Genomic DNA, 15,668 nt, shown 5'->3' on the forward strand with positions numbered 1-15,668 from the left:
CCTGAGACGCATGCCACACACCCCCAGGGGTACGGACGACCGTCGGTCGAGCAGCAGGGGGTTCCGGAGATGGTGGCAGTGTCGTTCAACGTGCGGGAGCGTCGACTGGTCCTCGACGGCCCGTGCTGGGCTGAGGACGCGCTCGGCCTCGCCGACGCGATCCACGAGGCCGCCGGCCAGACCCACGCGCTGGTGCTCGACCTGACCCGCGTCAACGGCCTCCCACGGGAGGCCGCCGCGGCCATCACCCGGGCCCGCTGCGCGGTCGAGGCGCGCGGCTGCGGGGTGACCGTGTGGGCCCTGCCCGGCGGCGCGGTCGAGCGCGACCTCGCCGACGCGATGCGCGGGGAGGCGGTCCCGACCTGACCTCGGGCTGACCGTCGGCCCCGGTGTCTAGCGGGGGGTCCACCCGGGCGGCGCCGGATCGCACAGCTGCAGCATGCGCTGCCGCAACCGGTTCATCGTCGCCTGCATCGTCACGTCGTCGTGGCGACTCGTCAGCTCCGCGGGGTCCTCGCGCAGGTCGTACAGCTCGCGTTCGCCCGTGGCGTACTCGACGTACTTGTAGCGGTCGCTGCGCACCGCGCAGTACGAGGGACCGCCCGGGTCGCTCGGTCCGGTCGAGAGGTGCTCGACCAGGAAGCTCCTGCGGACCCACGTGGCCGAGCCGTCCAGCAGCGGGAGCAGACTCGTGCCGTCGTACGCGTTGTGTGTGGTCACCCCCGCGGCGTCGGTGATCGTCGGCGCCAGATCGATGTTGAGGGCGAGTCCGCCGATCCTCCGGGGTGGCGCACCGAGCGCATCCCAGCGCATCAGGAGCGGCACGCGTATCGACTCCTCGTACGGCACCTCCTTGCCGAGCAGTCGGTGGCTGCCCATCTGGACGCCGTTGTCGGAGATGAACAGGATCAAGGTGTTCGACATCTGGCCGGTCGTCTCGAGGAGGCTCAGGATCCGGCCGAGCCCCCGATCGACCGAGGCGAGCATCTGCGCCTGCTGCGATCGCATCCGGTTGTCGAACTGTGCTTGCGTCCTGGTGCACGGTGGCTGCCCACGGACGAAGGCCGGCTTGTCGGAGACGTCCTGCTCACAGACGTTGGGCGGCATGGGGTAGCTGACGCCGCGCGCGGCGTCCTCGTCGACCGGATCGTGGACCGCCGGTCCGTGCGGAGAGGTGTAGGCGAGGTAGAGGAACCAGGGCTGCGCGGTGGACGAGGGGGCGAGGAAGCCGAGCGCACGGTCGGTCAACACCCGCGTCGAGTAGTCGGAGGGCTCCGAGCCGTAGTGGACGAGTCCCGTGCCGTCGAAGATGTCGTAGTCGAAGTACCCGGAACTGTCCTGGTAGTCGAGGTCGGCGACGATGGCCGTCGTGCCCCAGCCTGGTGGCTTGTAGGCGGGGACCGCGGGCTTGCCGTAGCCGTTGAGGTACTTGCCGACGATGCCGGTGCGGTAGCCGGCCTGGTGCAACCAGGTCGCCAGCGTGGAGTCCTCGTGCGGGAACCATGCCGTGATGCCCGCCGGGGGCCCGACCGTCCAGACCCCGTTCGTGTGGCTGTACTGACCGGTGAGGATGCTGGCCCGGCTGGGACAGCACCAGGGGTTGGTGACGAAGGCGCGGGTGAACCTGAACCCGCGTCGGTCGAACTCGCGGTGCACGTTCGGCATGATCGCCGGCGTCACGGTCCCTTCCCGCTGGTCGTCGGTGACGACCAGGAGGATGTTCGGCCGTGCGTCGGCAGCAGCGGAGAGCGCGACGGCCGGAGGCGTGTCCGCCGGCGGTGCCGGTGCCTGCACGCCCGCGCCGCCGAGGGCGGCCAGGAGGAGCACCGGAGCCGCGAACCGGCCCAGGGCTCGCGTCGTACCGGTCAGCGCCAGGTGCGGTCCGGTACGAGCCATCGACGGGTCCTCCAACTCCGAGCGGTTGGGTGGCAACCCGATCGTGTGCACGACTCGCCCGCGAATGCATACCCAAGAGTGCGTATTGCTCGGTGCTGTCGGCGAAGACGTCGCCGACATGTCGGAGGTTGATGCTGGCCGAGAGGACAGGAGCAGGTATGCGGGACTTCGAAGAGCGGGCAGCACTCCTCGTCGGACACAGCGCCGTGGGCCGAGCCGCTGCGGTCGTCCTGCTGTCGGGGCTCGTGGCGTTCCCCGCGACGAGCGACGCAGGCGTCGCCACCGGCGACTCCATGATCAGCACCGTGGCCGGCTCGGAGCGCGGCTTCGCCGGGGACGGCGGCCCGGCAGCGCAAGCGCTGTTGAACCAACCGCGCGACACGGAGGTGAGCGCCGACGGGACGATCTACGTCGCCGACACCTTCAACAACCGGATCCGCAAGATCTCCCCCGACGGGACGATCTCGACCATCGCCGGCACGGGTTCTCCCGATTACAACGGTGACGGGGTGGACGCCACCACCGCGAGTCTTCACTGGCCTCACGACGTCACCGTCGACGACGCCGGGGTCGTGTTCATCGCGGACGCCGCCCACCATCGCATCCGCATGGTGGGGCTCGACGGGATCATCACGACCATCGCAGGGACCGGAGAGCCCGGATCGACCGGAGACGGCGGTCCGGCCACCGAAGCGCGCATCCAGAACCCGAAGTCGGTCGCCGTCCACGACGGGGCCCTCTACTTCTCCTCGCTCGAGGACAAGGTCCGCCGCGTCGACCTCACCTCGGGCATCATCACCACCGTGGCCGGCACCGGCGTTCCCGGATACACCGGAGACGGCGGCCTCGCCAGCGAGGCGACGCTGAGCGGTCCACAGCGCCTGGCGATCGACTCGGACGGCAACATCTACGTGGCCGACACCGGCAACAGCGTGGTGCGCCGCATCGACGCGGTGACCGGGCTGATCGCCACGGTCGCAGGTGACGGCACCCCGGGCACGGGTGGCAACGGTGACCTCGCGACCTCCGCGCGGATCGACCATCCGCGGGGCATCGCACTCGGGAGCGACCAGGTGCTGTACATCGCCGACTCCGACAGCCATTGCATCCGGCGGGTGAACCTCAAGACGGGAGTCATCCGTCGGATGGCCGGCACCACGGAGAAGGGCTTCTCCGGCGACGGCGGCCCCGCGGGGGAGGCCCAGCTGTATCAGCCACGCGGTCTGTCGGTCACGCCGGGCGGCGACCTGCTGATCGCCGACACCCTCAACGACCGGGTGCGTTTGGTCCTGTCCTCCGCGGATACGGGCGAGGTGGCCCCAGGCTGACCGGTCAGCCCGGGGGCTCGAGGTCGTCCTCGTCGATGACGTGGACGGCCGCCTCCTCGGCGCCGGCTCCCGCGCCGTCGATGCCGACGTCCTGGGCGACCAGGTCGCCCTCGACATCGGTGCGCACGCCCTCGTCGGGCTCGACCAGCCGTCCGGCGCGCTCGGCGCCGACCTGGGTGTCGGTGGGCTCGGCCTCCTCGCGCTCGGCCACCTCGTAGGGATCGGGCTCGGGGATCTCCTGCGCCAGCCGCTGGTCCAACGACTCGCCCATGCTCTCCTCGAGCGGGGTGTTGCCGAACCCCTGCCCGGCCGACCACTTCTCCGGCGGGGAGTAGCCCTCGTCCAGCGGATCGGCGAGTCCGCGGTCGTCGTCGACCAGGCTGTCGCCCGTGCTCTGCGGCTGCGTCTCGTCGTCCACGCTGTAGCCGTGGTAGCTCTCGTTGTCCGTGGAGTCGCCCGTGACGTCCACGTCCGGGTCGGTCCCGATCTGCGTCTCGATGTCGGAGTTCTCGCTCATGGGGATCGGGTACCCAGCCGCAGCCATGGGTACCGGGTGCACTTCACCACCATCCCGAAGGGGGGAGGACTCCCGCGCCGACGGCGCCGCTGCGGACGCCGCCGGCGCGGCGGAGGACTGAGGCCTCGGCGGGTCCTCAGAGGTAGCGGCCGCAGTGCGGCCACGGCGAGCGGCCGCTGCGCTGGTACAGCTTCTGCGCGCGCAGGGTCTGCTCGCCGGGCGACGCGTGGTGCGGCATGCCGGAGCCGCCGACGCTGCGCCACGTCGCGACGCTGAACTGGTACAGGCCGTAGTAGCCGGCCGGGTTCACCGCACGCGGGTTGCCGCCGGACTCGCACTCGGCGAGCGCGTTCCAGTTCAGGCGGGTGCCGACGAGGACCACCCGCGGGTGCGGCTTGCGGATCCAGGTCTTGCGGACGTCCCGGTCGACCGGTCGACCGTTGTGCAGCTCGACACGGACGTGGATGCCGCGGACGCCGTCCCGGCCGTGGTGCGCGACCTTGCGCTTCCCGGGCTGGAGCGAGGTCACGTGGCGTACCTTCGTGTGCCGGAAGTCCAGGCGCACGCGGTGCTCCTTGGCGCGGTGCGAGACCCGGACGACCTTGACTAGATCGCCCTCGCGGAGCACGCGGCCGTCGTACGACGTCACCGTCCTGCCGTTGCGGACCACGTCGACGAAGTCGTTGCGGTCGAGCTCGACGCCCGTCTCCTCCAGCAGGCCCTGCGGCCGCGGAGCGCGGGTCTGCACGGTCGAGGCGTCGGCGGCGCCGACCTTGAGCCGGACGTCCTTGGGTGCGGCCGCGCCGGCCGGCGCGGCTCCCAGGCCGGCGACGAGCGTCCCGGCCGCGATGACGCAAGCGCCGCCTTGCACGACGCGGGTGATGGCACGCATGGGCATGCGTCTCCCCTCACTCGATGACAAATCAGCCATCGACGGTAGGGAGCGAGGGGAACGGGCCGAAATCCCCGGGCCCGCCGCCGGCGCCCCTGAGCGGGCGGCCGTGACCAAGCCCACCCGGGCGGCTCGGCCGGACGACGGCGACCGACGTACTAGAGGACGGACGCCTCGACGGCGAGGCGGAGCTGTCGGCGGCGGTGGTTGACCGCCTCGACGGTGAAGAGCACCAGCGCGATCCAGACCAGCACGAAGCCGATCCAGCGGCCGGCCGGCATGTCCTCGTGGAAGTACAGGACGCCCAGCGCGAACTGGAGCACGGGCGCGAGGTACTGGAGCAGGCCGAGCGTCACCATCGACACCCGGACTGCGGCCGCGCCGAAGCAGATCAGCGGGATGGCCGTGACGATGCCGGTCGTCAGGAACAGCAGCGCGTGCCCGGTGCCGTGGTGGGTGAAGTCGGCGCCCCCGGACAGCCCCAGCCAGACGAGGTACGCCGCGGCGAACGGCGCCACGACCGCGGTCTCGTAGGTGAGGGACTCGGTCGCGTCGACGTTCGCCGTCTTCTTGCACAGCCCGTAGCTGCCGAAGGAGAACGCCAGCACCAGCGCGACCCAGGGCAGCCGGCCGTAGTCGAGGGTGAGCACGAGGACCGCGCCGGCCGCGATGCCGAGCGCTGCCCACTGAAGCGGCCGCAGCGTCTCCCCGAGGATGAACACGCCCATGAGCACGGTCACCAGCGGGTTGATGAAGTAGCCGAGCGACGCCTCCACCACGCGGCCGTTGTTGACGCCCCAGATGTAGGTCAGCCAGTTCACCGAGATGACCGCGGCCCCGAGCGTCAGCAGCAGGAGCGCCCGCCGGTCGTGCAGAATGGCGCGCAGCTGGGTGAGCCGCCGCAGCGCGACGACCAGCACGCCCATCGTGATGCTCGTCCAGAGCATCCGGTGGGCGAGGATCTCACCGGCGCCGGCCGGCTCGAGCAGGGGCCAGTAGAGGGGGAAGAGCCCCCACATGACGTAGGCCGCGACGCCGAAGCTGAATCCCCGTCGCGCGTCTGGCACTGCCCCAGTCTAAGAGCCCGCTCGACCGGTTCCCGACCGGGTCAGACGACCGTCCAGGTGTCGCCACCGCCGATGAGCGCCGCGAGCTTGTCGGCCGCCTCGCCGGGGGCCGCGTCGCGGGCGGAGCTGACCTGGGCCCGGGCCTGGTCGTCGTACGACGGCCGCTCGACCTGCCGGAAGATGCCGATCGGCGCCTGGTGCAGGTAGTCGGCCGCGGTGAGCCGCGAGATGGCGAACGCCGTGGTCGGGTCCGGGTTGTGCGCGTCGTGCACGAGGATGGCGTCCGCGCCGACGTCGGACACCTGGACGACCTTCACGCCGCCGGTCTCGGTGTCGCGGATCAGGCCCTTGCTCCCCGCGCCGGAGCCGTCGGGGGCGCCGAAGCGGATCGGCTCGCCGTGGACCAGCGGGATGATCGCGTCCGCCTTGGTGTCGTTGCTCTTGATGGCGTCGAACGCACCGTCGTTGAAGATCGGGCAGTTCTGGTAGATCTCGACGAACGACGTGCCGCGGTGCGCGGCCGCCGCGGACAGCACCGAGGTGAGGTGCTTGCGGTCGGAGTCGATGGTGCGGGCGACGAACGAGCCCTCGGCGCCCAGCGCGAGCGAGACCGGGTTGAACGGCTGGTCGACCGAGCCCATCGGAGTGGACTTGGTGACCTTGCCGACCTCGGAGGTGGGGGAGTACTGGCCCTTGGTGAGACCGTAGATCCGGTTGTTGAACAGCAGGATCGTCATGTTCACGTTGCGACGCAGGGCGTGGATCAGGTGGTTGCCACCGATCGAGAGCGCGTCGCCGTCACCGGTGACGACCCACACCGAGAGGTCCTCGCGGGCCGTGGCGATGCCGGTCGCGATCGACGGCGCGCGGCCGTGGATCGAGTGCATGCCGTAGGTGTCGAGGTAGTACGGGAACCGCGACGAGCAGCCGATGCCGGAGACGAACACGATGTTCTCGCGGCGCAGCCCGAGGTCGGGCAGGAAGCCCTGGACGGCCTTGAGCACGGCGTAGTCGCCGCACCCGGGGCACCAGCGGACCTCCTGGTCGCTGGTGAAGTCCTTGCCGGTCTGCGGCGGGGCGCCCTCGTCCAGCGTCGGGACGAGCTCGACACCGGAACGAAGGCCCGGCAGCCCGAGATCGGTGCTCACGAGTTGACCTCCTCGGTCGTGGTGGTCAGGTCGACCTCGATGCCCTCGGCGTCGGCGACCAGGCCGCCGATGACCTCGGCGAGCTCGGCGGCCTTCAGCGGCAGGCCGCGGACCTGGTTGTAGCCGACCGCGTCGACGAGGTACTTGCCGCGCAGCAGCAGCGAGAGCTGGCCGAGGTTCATCTCGGGCACGAGCACCTTGTCGTAGCGCTTGAGGATCTCCCCGAGGTCCTTGGGGAAGGGGTTGAGGTGGCGCAGGTGGACCTGCGCGACGTGGTGGCCGGCCTTGCGGACGCGGCGTACGCCGGCGCCGATGGGGCCGTAGGTCGAGCCCCAGCCGATCACGAGGACCCTGGCCTGGCCGGACGGGTCGTCGACGACCAGCGGCGGCAGGGACTCGGCGATCCGGTCCACCTTCGCCTGGCGCGTGCGCACCATGAAGTCGTGGTTGGCCGGGTCGTAGGAGATGTTGCCGGTGATGTCGGCCTTCTCCAGGCCGCCGATGCGGTGCTCGAGCCCGGCGACGCCCGGCGGCGCCCAGGGGCGGGCCAGGGTCTCGGGGTCGCGGGCGTACGGCTGGAACGCCGTCTTGCCCTGGGCGTCCTCGGTGAGGTCCTCTGCGGTCGCGAACTTCGGGTCGATGACCGGCAGGTCGGCGATCTCCGGGATCCGCCACGGCTCCGAGCCGTTGGCGAGGTAGCCGTCGGAGAGCAGCATCACCGGGGTGCGGTAGGTGACCGCGATCCGGGCGGCCTCCAGCGCCGCGTCGAAGCAGTCGCCGGGCGACTGCGGCGCGATGATCGGGACCGGCGCCTCGCCGTTGCGGCCGAACATCGCCTGGAGCAGGTCGGCCTGCTCGGTCTTGGTCGGCAGGCCGGTCGAGGGGCCACCGCGCTGGACGTCGACCACGACCAGCGGGAGCTCGGTCATCACCGCGAGCCCGATCGCCTCGGACTTCAGCGCGATACCGGGACCGGAGGTCGTGGTGACGCCGAGGTGCCCGGCGAACGACGCGCCGATCGCGGCACCCACGCCGGCGATCTCGTCCTCGGCCTGGAGCGTCGTCACGCCGAACGACTTGTGCTTGCTCAGCTCGTGGAGGATGTCGGAGGCCGGGGTGATCGGGTAGGACCCCAGGAACACCGGGAGCCCGGACTGCACGCCGCCGGCGATCAGGCCGTAGGCCAGCGCCAGGTTGCCGGTGATGTTGCGGTAGGTGCCCGGTGCCATCGGGGCCGGCTTGATCTCGTACTGGACGACGAACGTCTCGGTGGTCTCGCCGAAGTTCCAGCCGGCCTTGAACGCCGTGATGTTGGCGTCGCGGATGGCCTCGACCCGCGCGAACCGCTTGGAGAGGAAGGCGGTGGTCGGCTCGGTCGGGCGGCCGTACATCCACGAGAGCAGGCCGAGCGCGAACATGTTCTTCGCGCGGGCCGCGTCCTTGCGGGACAGGCCGAACTCCTTGACCGCCTCCACGGTCATGCCGGTGAGGTCGACCGGCTGCACGTTGAACTCGCCGAGCCCCGAGGAGCCCGGGTTGGCGTCGCCGAGCGAGTCCAGCGGGTTGGCGTCGTACCCGGCCTTGGTCAGGTTGCGGGGCGTGAAGTCGTGGGTGTCGACGATGATCGTGGCGCCCTTGGGCAGGTCGCCGAGGTTGGCCTTGAGCGCGGCCGGGTTCATCGCGACCAGCACGTCCGGGGCGTCGCCCGCGGTGAGGATGTCGTGGTCGGCGAAGTGCACCTGGAAGGACGAGACGCCCGGCAGGGTGCCCTGGGGTGCACGGATCTCGGCCGGGAAGTTCGGCAGCGTCACCAGGTCGTTGCCGAAGACCGCCGACTCCTGGGTGAACCGGTCACCGGTCAGCTGCATGCCGTCACCGGAGTCGCCCGCGAACCGGATGATCACCCGGTCGAGCTGCTTGACCTGCTTGGACACTGCGCGCCCACTCCCTCGTCGTGTCACTGGCTGTGACGGGCCGATCGTACTCGCAGTCTAGTCATAACTAGAACCTGTTCCAGTTCGCCGGCGAGCGGGCCCTCTGTCACCTCGCTCCACGATAGTCCGGCGCGCGCGGGGACCGGAGCCGTCTCCGCCTATGGACGTGTGAGGCCTGACACCCTGGGAGAATTTTGTCTCCAATATCGCAGTAAGCAGGTTAAGTCACGTAGTCTGATCGGCATTCATCAGAAACACCTGCTCCGGCGGGTTGGGGAAAGGGTTGAACATGGTGACTGCGATCAAGGTTGCGGCGGCTGCGGCTGCCGGGGTGCTGGCCTTGACCGGATGCTCGAGCTCCAGCGGTTCGGACAGCGGCGAGACGATCCACCTCAGTGCGTTCTCGGTCATGGAGGCGGCCAACGAGCCCGTCTTCGAGGACTTCGAGGGCACCGACGCCGGCGACGGCGTCAGCTTCGAGCCGTCGTACAGCGCCTCGGGCGACCAGAGCCGGGCCGTCGTGGCCGGCTCGCCGGCCGACGTCGTGCACTACTCACTCGAGACCGACGTGACCCGCCTCGTGGGCGAGGGCCTCGTCGCCGAGGACTGGAAGGACAACGCGACCAACGGCATCGCGACCTCGTCGGTCGTGGTCTTCGTCGTGCGCGCCGGCAACCCGGACGACATCCAGACGTGGGACGACCTGGTGCAGCCGGGCGTCGAGATCATCACGCCCAACCCCGGCTCGTCGGGGTCGGCCCGATGGAACATTCTCGCGGCCTGGGCGCACGCCACCGGCGGCACCGACGACGAAGCGGCCGGCCGGGCCTTCCTGACCAAGCTGCTGAACAACACCATCGCGCTGCCCGCCTCGGGTCGTGAGGCGACCACCGCCTTCACCGACGGCAGCGGCGACGTCCTCCTCTCCTACGAGAACGAGGCGATCCTGGCCAAGCAGAGCGGCGCGGACGTCGACTACATCGTGCCGCCGGACACCCTGCTCATCGAGAACCCGGCTGCGGTCACCAAGGACGCCGGCGACGCCGCCCAGGCGTTCCTCGAGTTCATGACCAGCCCGGAGGCCCAAGCCGACTACGCCGCGTCGGGCTTCCGCCCGGTCGTCGACGGCGTCGAGATTCCCGAGGTCGAGGGCGCGAACGACCCGAGCGACCCGTTCCCGACCCCGGACACGCTCTACACGCTGGACGACAACTTCAACGGCTGGGGCGAGGCCGCCGACAAGTTCTTCGGCGACGGCCAGGAGGGCAACCCCCTCGGCATCATCACCGAGCTCCAGCAGGACCTCGGCAAGGAGGGCGAGGAGTAATGACCGCCGCCCTCTCCGGGGCGACGATCGACGCAGCCAGGCCGGCTCCGGAATCCGGGGGCCGGCCCGGCCGCGCCCGCCGTACGACCCCACGCAACACGCTCACCCCCGCCGCCGGGCTGAGCCTCGGCATCGCGATGCTGTGGTTCAGCCTGCTCGTGCTCGTCCCGCTGTCGGCGATCGTCGCCACGGCGGCGGCCGGCGGCTGGGACAACTACGTCAGCGTCCTACGCGACCCGCAGACCTGGAACGCCCTCAAGCTGACCGTCACCCAGGCGGCGTTCGTCACGCTGATCAACATCGTGATGGGCACGGTCATCGCCTGGGTCCTGGTCCGCGACCGGTTCCCGGGGAAGTCGATCCTCCACGTCATCATCGACATCCCGTTCGCGCTGCCGACCGTGGTCGCCGGGCTCGTGCTGCTCGCGCTCTACGGACCGAACAGCCCCATCGGCGTGCACTGGGCCTTCACCACGAAGTCCGTGACGCTGGCGCTCGCCTTCGTTACGCTGCCGTTCATCGTGCGGGCGGTCCAGCCCGTGCTGGAGGAGCTCGACGCGGACGTCGAGGAGGCCGCGGCCTCCCTCGGCGCGAAGCGCGGGACCATCTTCCGCCGCATCATCCTGCCGAGCCTGGTGCCGGCGATCACCGCGGGTGCGGCGCTCAGCTTCGCCCGGGCAATCTCGGAGTACGGCTCGCTGGTGCTGCTGAGCGGCAACCGGCCCAACGAGACCGAGGTCGTCTCGGTGCGCGTGCTGACGTTCATCGAGAACGGCAGCTACGCCTCCGCGGCGGCCATCGCGTCGGTCATGCTCGCGGTCGCGCTCGTCGTGATCGTGGTGCTCGACATCGTCCAGAGGCGGGTGTCGCGCCGTGGTTGAGGTGTCCGCCCCCGTCCGCTGGACGCTGCGCCTGCTCGCCGTCGGCTACGTGTTCTTCCTCGTGGCCTGGCCGGTCGGCATGCTGTTCCGTCGTACCTTCGAGGGCGGCCTGGGCAACCTGCGGGACGCCCTCTCCGACGAGGACGTGATCTCGGCGCTCACGCTCACCGCCCAGGTGGCCGGCATCGCCGTGCTCATCAACCTGGTCTTCGGGGTGACGATCTCGGTCCTGCTCGTCCGCTACGAGTTCCCGGGCAAGCGGGCCCTGTCGGCGATGGTCGATGTCCCGCTGTCGGTCTCTCCGGTCGTGGTCGGACTGGCCCTCGTGCTGGTCTACAACGGCCGCGACGGCTGGTTCGGCCAGGGCCTGGAGGAGGGTGGGGTCCAGGTCATCTTCGCGACGCCGGGCCTGATCATGGCCACCTGTTTCGTGGCGCTGCCCCTGGTCATCCGTGAGGTCGTCCCAACGCTCACCGAGATCGGGGACGAGCAGGAGCAGGCGGCCCGCAGCCTCGGCGCCAACGCGCCCCAGACGTTCTGGCGGATCACGCTGCCCAGCATCAAGTGGGCGCTGGTGTACGGCGTGGTGCTCAGCCTCGCCCGGTCCATCGGTGAGTTCGGGGCGGTGAAGGTCGTGTCGAACAACGTCAGCGGCAAGACCCAGACGGCCACGCTGATGGTCGAGGAGAAGTACCAGAACTTCGCTCAGGGCTCGGCCTACGCGATCGCGTTCCTGCTGGTGATGGTCTGCATCGCCTGCCTGGTCGTGGTCGCCGCGCTCCGGCCCAAGGACGAGCACTGAGGGAGAAGGAATCAGACATGAGCATCGACATCACCGGAGTACGCAAGACCTACGGCGACTTCGTCGCCCTCGACGACGTCAGCCTCACCATCCCGACCGGGCAGCTGACCGCGCTGCTCGGCCCCTCGGGCGGCGGCAAGTCCACCCTCCTCCGGGTCATCGCCGGCCTCGAGACCGCCGACAGCGGAACCGTCAGTATCGAGGGCACGGACGCCACCAGGCTGCCACCGCAGAAGCGGAACGTGGGCTTCGTGTTCCAGCACTACGCCGTCTTCAAGCACATGACGGTCGCCAAGAACGTCGCGTTCGGCATGGAGATCCGCAGGAAGCCCAAGGCCGAGATCGCCCGGCGGGTCGACGAGCTGCTCAAGCTCGTCCACCTCTCGCAGTTCTCGCACCGGCTGCCGGCCCAGCTCTCGGGCGGCCAGCGGCAGCGGATGGCGCTCGCCCGAGCCCTCGCCGTCGAGCCGACCGTGCTGCTGCTCGACGAGCCGTTCGGCGCGCTCGACGCGAAGGTCCGCAAGGAGCTGCGCGACTGGCTGCGCCGGCTGCACGACGAGGTCCACGTGACCACGGTCTTCGTCACGCACGACCAGGAGGAGGCCATGGAGGTCGCCGACGAGATCGTGGTGATCAACGACGGCCGGGTGGAGCAGATCGGCACGCCCGACGAGCTCTACGACCAGCCCGCCAACGACTTCGTCATGGGCTTCCTCGGTGAGACGACCCGCCTCGGCGGCGTACTGCTGCGGCCGCACGACGTCCACATCTCCCTCGGCCCGCAGCTCGCGGGCGCGTCGGAGGGCGTGGTGTCGCGGGTGCTGCGGGTCGGCTTCGAGGTGCGGGTCACCGTCCTCACCGACGACGGCGAGGAGGTGAGCGTGATCCTGACCCGGACGCACGCGCGCGAGCTCGGTATCGCGGAGGGCGTCCGCGTGTGGGTCACCCCGGCGTCCGGCGCCACCACCGTGCCGGCGATGGCGGCCACCGCCACCTGAGATCAGCGCGGAAGGAGGCGGACCGAGCGGACGAACGCGTCCCGCTGGTCCGCCTCCTCCAGCCACTGCCGGGGGAGGGCGCTGTCAGAGGGCGCCGGGTCGTCCGCCCCGGGCGGGGGAGCCGGCTAGGTGCCGTCCTCGTCGAGCTCCGCCGCGGTGTCATCTGCCGCAGCCGCGCGCCGATGCTCGCCCGCGCTGATGATGTGTCCCGCTTCGTCGGCGAGCCGAGCCGCAGCCCGGTGTGCGTCGGCCGCCCGGCGGTGCGCCTGTCCCGCCTGCTCTCTCGCTTGGTTGGCACGCACCTGCGCCTCCGCCGTGGCCTCCAGCGCACTCGTCACGTCGAGCGACGTGCTCGCGTCTCCGCGTCGGAGCTCCTCGACGCGCTGACGCAGCTGGGCGGCACGGAACCCCGCCTGCTCTGCCCTGGCCGCCACTTCACGGCCTCGCTCGTCGGCCATCCGCTGATGGTACGCCCGTTGTACCCGCTGTGGCGCGGGTCGCCGTCTAGGTCGGCGCTGACCTGCGGAAACGCTGCGGATCAGCGGTAGTTGGTGAACTGCACCGCGAAGTCGTAGTCCTGCGCCTTGACCAGGGCCTGGACGGCCTGGAGGTCGTCCCGCTTCTTCGAGGAGATTCGCAGCTCGTCGCCCTGGATCTGGGCCTTGACGCCCTTGGGGCCCTCGTCCCGGATCAGCTTGGTGATCTTCTTCGCGTCCTCGGAGGAGATGCCCTCCTTGAGCGTGATCCCGATCTTGCTCTGCTGGCCCGACTGGCGCGGCTCGGAGGCGTCGAGGATCTTCAGGCTCTGCTGGCGCTTGACCAGCTTGTCCTTGAAGACGTCGAGGACGGCGTTCACGCGGTCGTCGGCCGAGGCCGAGATCTCGATCGCCTGCTCGCCCTTCCACTCGATCGTCGCACCGGTGCCCTTGAAGTCGAAGCGGGTCGCCACCTCACGGGCCGCCTGGCCGAGCGCGTTGTCGACCTCCTGGCGATCGATCTTGCTGACGATGTCGAACGACGAGTCGGCCATCTTCACTCCTCCGGTCTGGTTTTCGTGTGCCGCGCGGGCTGCGCTATTCTTTCGCCTTGTTGTCGCCGGGCCAAACGGCCGCGGCGCGACACCCCCGGCAGGTTGCCCGAGCGGCCAATGGGAGCGGACTGTAAATCCGTCGGCTTTGCCTTCGAAGGTTCGAATCCTTCACCTGCCACAGTGGGTCAAAAGGGCCCCTGACCAGCGGAAACGTTGGCCAGGGGCCCTTTCGGCGTTGTCCGGCTGGCAGCGGCCGGTGACGGCCGATTGCGGCTTCCTGTGTCGAATACGTGTCGAAGTTTGACCAGCGCCGGCCCAGCCGGCCGGCCACTTCGCCTACTGGAGCGCATCGTCGATCCGGCTGAGCGCGATCTTGTCGTCACCCTCGACGCAGTTGGCGTAGATCCTGAGCAGCACGTCGACGCCGTGCCCCGCCCACGCGGCCACGCGGGCCGGAGGCACCCCGGCATTGAGCCAGGTCGAGAGGCAGGCATGGCGCAGGTCGTAGGGTCGCCGGGCGAGCACGGAGTCGGCCTGCTGTGCGGTCAGCGCCGAGCGACGCGCTGCGGCCCACACCCGGTAGATGGTCTTCGCGCTAACCAGCGCGTCGTAGGGCGGCGAGAGCGGCTTGCCCGCACGTCCGGTGCGAGCGGCGAAGAGGTGACCCTGGGCTCCGGTGGGGAAATGCTCGAGATGGCGCCTCAGGGCGGCGACCAGGTCGGGATGGGCCGGGACCGGCCGAGTGGCCTCCCGCCCCCGGTGCTTGAGCCCCCGGACCTCGCCGGTGGTCGACGCGTCGGTCCAGGCGGCGCCCGCACGTTGATGGGTCCGAGACAGCAGGACCTGTCCCCACCCGGTCTCGGGGAGCTGGAGGTCATCGCGTCGCAGCTCCAGTGCCTCGGCCGGTCGAAGGCCCGCGTAGTACAGGCAAGCGAAGTACGCAGTCAGCGTGGGATAGGCAGACTCGACGGCGGCGAGCAGTGCGCGTGCTTGGACAGGGTTGACCACGACTCGCCGGTCGACGACCTCGGTGGTGCGCGGCGCCCGCCAGCGCACCCGGTGCAGGGGGTTGCTGGGGAAGATCTCGAGCTCGACGGCGTACTCGAGCACGTTGTGCAAGGTGGCGCGCTTTCGGGCGACCGTGGATGCCGCGGCCGGTTGGCCGTCCTGGCGTAGGGCGATCCGGTCCAGGGCCTGACGCAGCGTGGCGGAGGTGCTGAAGGCAGACAGTGGCGGTGAGTGCCGCTGCACCCAGGCGATCGCCGTCGCATCATCTGCCTCGAGCGGATCCTCGCGGGCGGAGGCGTTGAACGCCCAGCGGAACAGCACGCGACGCACCCGGGCCGAAGATGGTCGTCCGGCTGCTTCGGGAAGCGTCGCCAAGGTGAAATCGGTCAGGGCCTCGGCGATCCCGCGCCGGTGGCGAGGCGAGGCGTGAGGCCACTTGGCGTCGACGTACGCGATCGCGTGCTCTATCCAGGTGCGCTCTCGTCTCGGCTCCTGCATGGAGAGGGGCAGGCCGTTGTCCACCACGAAGCTCTCGCCGGCCTGGCCGGCGACGTTGAGCTTGGCGCGGAACGCGTCGGCCAGCTTCCGCGTTGCGAAGGTTCGCCGGAACCGTTGGCCCTCTACTCGCCATCTGACCGCATAGGTGGTCCCGCGAGCTCCCCGGTAGGGGAGCACCGCGTAGATCCGTACATCAAGACTGGTCTTCATGGTCCTGTCTCGTCTCGAACTGAGGTCCGGGGGCCACCGGAAGGCGCTTGTCACCGTTCGTCCTAGGCCGCACGTCGGGCCGCCACCACCCGCAGGACCGGTTCTGTGGAGACGGATTCGCGCTGGAGCGCC

At 70.2% G+C, this 15,668-nt stretch carries 16 protein-coding genes and 1 tRNA gene; 7 read left to right on the plus strand and 10 right to left on the minus strand.

Going from position 1 to position 15,668, the window contains the following annotated elements; all coding sequences use genetic code 11:
* Nucleotides 1-78 precede the first annotated feature (78 nt).
* Nucleotides 79-366 carry a hypothetical protein gene (locus ACYQ0U_RS09000; RefSeq protein WP_459971810.1) on the plus strand — a complete coding sequence of 96 codons (288 nt, stop codon included), beginning with the start codon at nucleotides 79-81 and terminating at the stop codon, nucleotides 364-366.
* Between the two features lie 27 nt (nucleotides 367-393).
* On the opposite strand, the gene ACYQ0U_RS09005 is transcribed toward ACYQ0U_RS09000, so the two are convergent.
* Nucleotides 394-1,896, minus strand: a complete 1,503-nt coding sequence (locus tag ACYQ0U_RS09005) for a sulfatase family protein (protein WP_459971812.1) — start codon at nucleotides 1,894-1,896, stop codon at nucleotides 394-396.
* 158 nt (nucleotides 1,897-2,054) lie between these two features.
* On the opposite strand from ACYQ0U_RS09005, the gene ACYQ0U_RS09010 reads away from it, so the two are divergent.
* Nucleotides 2,055-3,224: an NHL domain-containing protein gene (locus tag ACYQ0U_RS09010; protein ID WP_459971813.1), complete on the plus strand. Its 1,170-nt coding sequence runs from the start codon at nucleotides 2,055-2,057 to the stop codon at nucleotides 3,222-3,224.
* Nucleotides 3,225-3,228: 4 nt separating this feature from the next.
* Here ACYQ0U_RS09010 and ACYQ0U_RS09015 read toward each other — a convergent pair whose 3' ends face one another.
* From ACYQ0U_RS09015 to ACYQ0U_RS09040, 6 genes are all read right to left on the minus strand, one after another.
* Nucleotides 3,229-3,741: a DUF5709 domain-containing protein gene (locus ACYQ0U_RS09015; RefSeq protein ID WP_459971815.1), complete on the minus strand. Its 513-nt coding sequence runs from the start codon at nucleotides 3,739-3,741 to the stop codon at nucleotides 3,229-3,231.
* A 136-nt stretch (nucleotides 3,742-3,877) separates the two neighbouring features.
* Complete coding sequence (locus tag ACYQ0U_RS09020) at nucleotides 3,878-4,639, minus strand: resuscitation-promoting factor (RefSeq protein WP_459971817.1); 762 nt, start codon at nucleotides 4,637-4,639, stop codon at nucleotides 3,878-3,880.
* A gap of 152 nt (nucleotides 4,640-4,791) precedes the next feature.
* A complete protein-coding gene (rarD, locus tag ACYQ0U_RS09025; RefSeq protein ID WP_459971819.1) occupies nucleotides 4,792-5,700 on the minus strand; it encodes an EamA family transporter RarD in 909 nt (302 codons plus the stop codon).
* 41 nt (nucleotides 5,701-5,741) lie between these two features.
* On the minus strand, nucleotides 5,742-6,848 hold the full coding sequence (locus ACYQ0U_RS09030) for a 2-oxoacid:ferredoxin oxidoreductase subunit beta (protein WP_459971821.1): 1,107 nt from the start codon (nucleotides 6,846-6,848) through the stop codon (nucleotides 5,742-5,744).
* Complete coding sequence (locus ACYQ0U_RS09035) at nucleotides 6,845-8,782, minus strand: 2-oxoacid:acceptor oxidoreductase subunit alpha (protein WP_459971824.1); 1,938 nt, start codon at nucleotides 8,780-8,782, stop codon at nucleotides 6,845-6,847. The genes ACYQ0U_RS09030 and ACYQ0U_RS09035 overlap by 4 nt, the downstream gene beginning before the upstream one ends.
* Before the next feature lie 225 nt (nucleotides 8,783-9,007).
* The gene (locus ACYQ0U_RS09040) at nucleotides 9,008-9,193 is read right to left on the minus strand and encodes a hypothetical protein (RefSeq protein ID WP_459971826.1); all 186 of its coding nucleotides are present in this window, start codon (nucleotides 9,191-9,193) and stop codon (nucleotides 9,008-9,010) included.
* Between ACYQ0U_RS09040 and ACYQ0U_RS09045 the strand changes: the two genes are divergently transcribed.
* From ACYQ0U_RS09045 to ACYQ0U_RS09060, 4 genes are read left to right on the plus strand one after another with little or no spacing between them, the layout of a single operon-like run.
* Nucleotides 9,192-10,109: a sulfate ABC transporter substrate-binding protein gene (locus ACYQ0U_RS09045; protein WP_459971828.1), complete on the plus strand. Its 918-nt coding sequence runs from the start codon at nucleotides 9,192-9,194 to the stop codon at nucleotides 10,107-10,109. The two genes, ACYQ0U_RS09040 and ACYQ0U_RS09045, sit on opposite strands and share 2 nt — an antisense overlap.
* Complete coding sequence (cysT, locus tag ACYQ0U_RS09050; RefSeq protein ID WP_459971830.1) at nucleotides 10,109-10,990, plus strand: sulfate ABC transporter permease subunit CysT; 882 nt, start codon at nucleotides 10,109-10,111, stop codon at nucleotides 10,988-10,990. The genes ACYQ0U_RS09045 and cysT overlap by 1 nt, the downstream gene beginning before the upstream one ends.
* A 1-nt stretch (nucleotide 10,991) precedes the next feature.
* Complete coding sequence (locus ACYQ0U_RS09055; protein WP_459971832.1) at nucleotides 10,992-11,792, plus strand: sulfate ABC transporter permease subunit; 801 nt, start codon at nucleotides 10,992-10,994, stop codon at nucleotides 11,790-11,792.
* Between the two features lie 17 nt (nucleotides 11,793-11,809).
* The gene (locus tag ACYQ0U_RS09060) at nucleotides 11,810-12,790 is read left to right on the plus strand and encodes a sulfate/molybdate ABC transporter ATP-binding protein (RefSeq protein WP_459971834.1); all 981 of its coding nucleotides are present in this window, start codon (nucleotides 11,810-11,812) and stop codon (nucleotides 12,788-12,790) included.
* A 125-nt stretch (nucleotides 12,791-12,915) separates the two neighbouring features.
* Here ACYQ0U_RS09060 and ACYQ0U_RS09065 read toward each other — a convergent pair whose 3' ends face one another.
* On the minus strand, nucleotides 12,916-13,248 hold the full coding sequence (locus tag ACYQ0U_RS09065; RefSeq protein WP_459971836.1) for a hypothetical protein: 333 nt from the start codon (nucleotides 13,246-13,248) through the stop codon (nucleotides 12,916-12,918).
* Between the two features lie 80 nt (nucleotides 13,249-13,328).
* Nucleotides 13,329-13,820 (minus strand): YajQ family cyclic di-GMP-binding protein, encoded by a 492-nt coding sequence (locus ACYQ0U_RS09070; protein ID WP_459971838.1) that lies wholly within the window; start codon nucleotides 13,818-13,820, stop codon nucleotides 13,329-13,331.
* A 96-nt stretch (nucleotides 13,821-13,916) separates the two neighbouring features.
* Between ACYQ0U_RS09070 and ACYQ0U_RS09075 the strand changes: the two genes are divergently transcribed.
* Nucleotides 13,917-13,998: transfer RNA gene (locus tag ACYQ0U_RS09075), tRNA-Tyr, on the plus strand.
* A gap of 158 nt (nucleotides 13,999-14,156) precedes the next feature.
* Here the strand turns inward: ACYQ0U_RS09075 and ACYQ0U_RS09080 are convergent.
* The gene (locus tag ACYQ0U_RS09080; RefSeq protein WP_459971840.1) at nucleotides 14,157-15,536 is read right to left on the minus strand and encodes a tyrosine-type recombinase/integrase; all 1,380 of its coding nucleotides are present in this window, start codon (nucleotides 15,534-15,536) and stop codon (nucleotides 14,157-14,159) included.
* Between the last annotated feature and the right edge of the window lie 132 nt (nucleotides 15,537-15,668).

It is taken from the genome of Nocardioides pyridinolyticus (assembly GCF_054653575.1).

Excerpts from the sequence above, each read along its gene's own strand:
- ACYQ0U_RS09005 (WP_459971812.1), bottom strand. The coding sequence starts at position 1,896 with ATGGCTCGTACCGGACCGCACCTGGCGCTGACCGGTACGACGCGAGCC.
- ACYQ0U_RS09010 (WP_459971813.1), top strand. The coding sequence starts at position 2,055 with ATGCGGGACTTCGAAGAGCGGGCAGCACTCCTCGTCGGACACAGCGCC.
- ACYQ0U_RS09060 (WP_459971834.1), top strand. The coding sequence starts at position 11,810 with ATGAGCATCGACATCACCGGAGTACGCAAGACCTACGGCGACTTCGTC.
- ACYQ0U_RS09080 (WP_459971840.1), bottom strand. The coding sequence starts at position 15,536 with ATGAAGACCAGTCTTGATGTACGGATCTACGCGGTGCTCCCCTACCGG.
- ACYQ0U_RS09070 (WP_459971838.1), bottom strand. The coding sequence starts at position 13,820 with ATGGCCGACTCGTCGTTCGACATCGTCAGCAAGATCGATCGCCAGGAG.
- ACYQ0U_RS09020 (WP_459971817.1), bottom strand. The coding sequence starts at position 4,639 with ATGCCCATGCGTGCCATCACCCGCGTCGTGCAAGGCGGCGCTTGCGTC.
- cysT (WP_459971830.1), top strand. The coding sequence starts at position 10,109 with ATGACCGCCGCCCTCTCCGGGGCGACGATCGACGCAGCCAGGCCGGCT.
- ACYQ0U_RS09045 (WP_459971828.1), top strand. The coding sequence starts at position 9,192 with ATGGAGGCGGCCAACGAGCCCGTCTTCGAGGACTTCGAGGGCACCGAC.
- ACYQ0U_RS09015 (WP_459971815.1), bottom strand. The coding sequence starts at position 3,741 with ATGAGCGAGAACTCCGACATCGAGACGCAGATCGGGACCGACCCGGAC.
- ACYQ0U_RS09065 (WP_459971836.1), bottom strand. The coding sequence starts at position 13,248 with ATGGCCGACGAGCGAGGCCGTGAAGTGGCGGCCAGGGCAGAGCAGGCG.
- ACYQ0U_RS09040 (WP_459971826.1), bottom strand. The coding sequence starts at position 9,193 with ATGACCGAGAACGCACTGAGGTGGATCGTCTCGCCGCTGTCCGAACCG.